General features: G+C 48.1%; 3 protein-coding genes and 2 pseudogenes. 2 read left to right on the top strand and 3 right to left on the bottom strand.

From position 1 onward, the window contains the following. Positions 1-512: winged helix-turn-helix domain-containing protein (locus IO95_RS24870; protein ID WP_235186796.1), on the bottom strand; the 512-nt coding region annotated here is incomplete at its 3' end. A 452-nt stretch (positions 513-964) separates the two neighbouring features. Here IO95_RS24870 and IO95_RS19245 point away from each other — a divergent pair. Then, a complete protein-coding gene (locus IO95_RS19245) occupies positions 965-1,774 on the top strand; it encodes an inositol monophosphatase family protein (RefSeq protein WP_023492578.1) in 810 nt (269 codons plus the stop codon). A 35-nt stretch (positions 1,775-1,809) separates the two neighbouring features. After that, positions 1,810-3,156 (top strand): MFS transporter family glucose-6-phosphate receptor UhpC, encoded by a 1,347-nt coding sequence (gene uhpC / locus IO95_RS19240; RefSeq protein ID WP_023492577.1) that lies wholly within the window; start codon positions 1,810-1,812, stop codon positions 3,154-3,156. 203 nt (positions 3,157-3,359) lie between these two features. Here uhpC and IO95_RS26165 read toward each other — a convergent pair. Then, positions 3,360-3,476 (bottom strand): annotated as a pseudogene (locus IO95_RS26165) (S-adenosylmethionine decarboxylase); the annotation flags it as partial. Between the two features lie 56 nt (positions 3,477-3,532). After that, positions 3,533-3,904 (bottom strand): annotated as a pseudogene (locus tag IO95_RS19235) (IS4 family transposase); the annotation flags it as partial.

Raw genomic sequence — 3,904 nt, 5'->3', positions numbered from 1 at the left:
TTATTGTTCAATGCGGTTTCGATAGTCGCCAGTTTTTCCTCTTTATGAGGATCTCGTATGTGCAACGTTGGGGCCGCTCTACGCCATACAATACCGGCTCTTGGCAACCAGCGCCGAAGTGAGCCAGGATGTAACGTTGAGTTAAATAATTTATTAATTTCAATCGTTAACATCTCTGTATTCCATCGAGAACGCAGATAGCCAAAGTCCTGGGGAGAACGCTGAACGAGCAAATCAAGCATTTTCAACATCGCCTCTGTGGGCCATTTTCTGGGTCGTCCAGGTGAAAGACTTTCCAATCCTTCATAGCCGCATAATGTGAACAAATTCACCCACCGCCCGACAGAGGAACGGGCTGCACATAAGGTCTTAGCTACGTAAGTCAGTGTGTTGCCACGGTGTAACATCAACATGGCGATAAGGCGTCTGGCATAATTTTTATCTGGCGTTTTCTGGACAATTTTTTGCATCTGGCGTCGTTCATGTCGGGGTATGGATGCTATGATCGGCATAACTCAGTCCGGTTGTGAGGGTTTGTGATGTTTGGCGATTGATCAGATCGCTCAAACCGGATTGAGTTCCCTTCAGTGATCTACTATTTGGCGCAGGTATTTATCCCCCTCAACAATTTCAAGTTTTTCTAATTCCAGCAGGTTGAGCAGATTTTGCAATGCCTAGCTCATAGGGTAACAACCTTTTTCATCATCGTTTAAGCAGTGTGTTCAACAGAGGCGCAATTTAAATATAACGCCAGATATTGTTCAGTTTACGCAGTCATAGGTAGCATTGAAGCCATCATTATTCTCCCATCAGCTGGTTATTATGCCAATTTCGCCCCCTTAACTAAAGAAATCCCTCAAGTATAGAAACCTTTTTGGCGCGACCCTCATTGCTTGCTGTAACAAAAGTGAAACATAAACTTCACATAGGTTCTCTTGCATCACTGTTTGGGAGTTATGGAGATATGCAGACACAACAACTACAACACTTCGCGCAGATAGCTGAGTCCATCACTGATCAGACCCGCCAACTGCTTAAACAGGAGCGCCAGCGTTATCTCTACGGTGGGCGGGAATTTGTCACTAAAGATGATCTTAGCCCGGTGACAGTGATTGATCAGCAAGTCGAGCAGCTGATACGTGAGCAATTAACCCAGGCTTTTCCTGGCCACGGCATCCTGGGTGAAGAGTATGGCGCTGAGGCTCAGAATGAAGAGTGGGTGTGGGTGATTGACCCGATTGATGGCACTAAGCAGTTTATTGCCGGGGTACCCGTCTACGGCACCTTATTGGCGTTATGCCGCCATGGTCGCCCAGTGATAGGGATCATCGATATTCCGGCAGTGGAGGAGCGTTGGGTGGGCATTGCCGGGCAACCCAGTACCTTGAATGGCCACCCGATCCGCACCCGCTCTTGTCAACAACTGGCTGATGCTTTGATGTCTACCAGCAATACTGAGCCAGTTCTTGCCGAACATCGTCCAGGCTACAACCACCTGTTGAGTGCCAGCAAATGGCGGATCTACGGTGTTGCTTGCTATGCCTACGGTTGCCTTGCCTCGGGGCGTATCGATCTGAGTGTCGATAGTGGCGGTATGCGTGAAGTCGATTACTGCGCCATGGTACCCATCATCGAAGGGGCTGGCGGCAAAATTACCGACTGGTATGGCGAACCTTTGACCATGTATTCCCAATCGACGGTTGTCGCCGCCGGCGATCCGCAGCTCCATGCACAGGTACTGGATGTGCTCGCTAGCTACCCAGCATCTTTCTAATCCTGGCGTCTGCGCCTTAATGATGGGTGAATATAATGATTAAATGGATAAAGTCAGCACCGGAACAAGCGGCAGCCCTAGACAGTGAGCAGATCAACCGTACTTATCGCTACTGGCGTATTCATATCATGTTGGGTATGTATGTAGGCTATGCGGTGTACTATTTTACGCGCAAGAGTTTTACTTATGTTATGCCGGATATGTTGACGGATCTTGGGTTGACCAAAGCGGATGTGGGTTTAATGGGCACTCTGTTTTACTTTATGTACGGTGCCTCGCGCTTTATTTCTGGCGTGATGAGTGATGCCTCTAACCCACGTTACTTTATGGGCATTGGCCTGATCCTGACCGGTGTGATCAACATTCTGTTTGGTTTCAGCTCCTCGCTGTTGGCATTAACGTTGTTCTGGCTGTGTAACGCCTTTTTCCAGGGCTGGGGCTGGGCACCTTGTTCCAAACTACTGACAACCTGGTACTCACGTAATGAGCGGGGCTTCTGGTGGGCTATCTGTAATACTTCCCATAATGTGGGAGGAGCGATTATTCCACTACTGGCAGGGGTGCTGGCGGTTAATTATGGTTGGCGTTACGGCATGATAGTGCCAGGGGTGATCGCCATTGTGGTGGGGTTTTTTATCTGTTTTCGTTTGCGTGATCGCCCTGCTTCAATGGGATTACCCACCGTAGGCCACTGGCGTGCGGATGCATTGGAGCTAGAGCAGGAACATAAAAGTGAGCGATTACCGATCTGGGAAATCTTAAAACGTTATATCTTTACCAATAAATATATCTGGTTATTGGCCATCTCTTATGTCTTTGTTTATGTGGTACGCATCGGTATCAATGACTGGGGTAATCTCTATCTGGTAGAGACCCATAACTATCAGTTAGTGAAAGCAAACTCTGCTTTGACCATGCTGGAGATTGGTGGTTTTCTCGGTACCCTCGTTGCCGGTTGGGGATCGGATAAGTTATTTGCAGGTAATCGCGTACCGATGAATATCATTTTTATGATTGGCATCTTCGTCAGTGTTGCCTTGTTGTGGTTGTTGAGTGTCGACAGCTATTTCCTCAATGCCGCCTGTTTCTTCTTTATCGGCTTTTTTATCTTTGGGCCACAGATGTTGATTGGCATGGCAGCCGCAGAGGCAGCGCATAAAGATTCTGCTGGTGCCGCCACTGGATTCGTTGGCGTCTTTGGCTATCTGGGGGCGGGGCTTTCTGGCTGGCCGTTGGCGAAAGTGATGGAAACCTGGAGCTGGGACGGCTTCTTTACTGTGCTATCAGCCACAACCTTGCTGTCTGCGTTACTGTTGCTGCCCTTGGTGGTTAAACCCAAAGCGAATACCAAGCGTTCCCCGGCAAGTTCATTGAATAGCTGAGCAGTAAACCCTCCTGTGTATTGGCAGGAGGGGGTTATGTTTGCCGCATGAAGCTGGCAAAAATCCGTTGGGTTATGAAGGAAAGCAGAGCCAAGCATTGGCGATGAATTTTTTCTTAATATGGTGTAAAAATGTTTTATAGCAAGGGGTTGTGCCATCAGCCCCTTGCTATTGTCATCACTGTCACTTCTTATCACTCGTTATTAGAGTGCGGGGGTATTCCGACCGTAATAAATTTCATGTATCTCTTTCCAAAGCATGTTGGTGATTTTTTGTTGTTCCTCTGCACTCAGCTCATCGGGTTGTGCGTTGAACAGATATGCTGCGGCCCCAAGAAACACCAGACAGTCTCAGAGATCCCCTCATTTTTAGAGACTCAAATAATGCCAAGTGTGCGGGTATATAACCGATGCTGCCTCAGGTAATAAGTAAACTTCTCCATCAACAATATCGCGTAGGCTTCTTTCATTTTAGGCAGTAATTGATAGTAGATAACTCCTTGTCGGAAAAATGAATATGTTCGGCTTTTGCTGGTATTGACCTTGATCGTTCGCTCCAGACCCGCGCTGTCTCCTGCCTTGCCCAGCAGCGTCAACAGGACTATCGCCAGCGCACTGAACAGAAATAATCGATCGCGTCTTGCCGGATTTTTGATCCGAACCTGACCCATTCCCATGCCAAATTTATAGTCCTTGATGTCCCGGAAACTACTCTCGATACCCCAGCGCTGACCATACAGGCTCAAGGC

The organism is Serratia sp. DD3, assembly GCF_000496755.2.
The sequence above is the reverse complement of the archived record's forward strand: the minus strand, read 5'-3'. Positions and strand labels throughout refer to the sequence as shown.

Excerpts from the sequence above, each read along its gene's own strand:
- IO95_RS19245 (WP_023492578.1), top strand. The coding sequence starts at position 965 with ATGCAGACACAACAACTACAACACTTCGCGCAGATAGCTGAGTCCATC.
- uhpC (WP_023492577.1), top strand. The coding sequence starts at position 1,810 with ATGATTAAATGGATAAAGTCAGCACCGGAACAAGCGGCAGCCCTAGAC.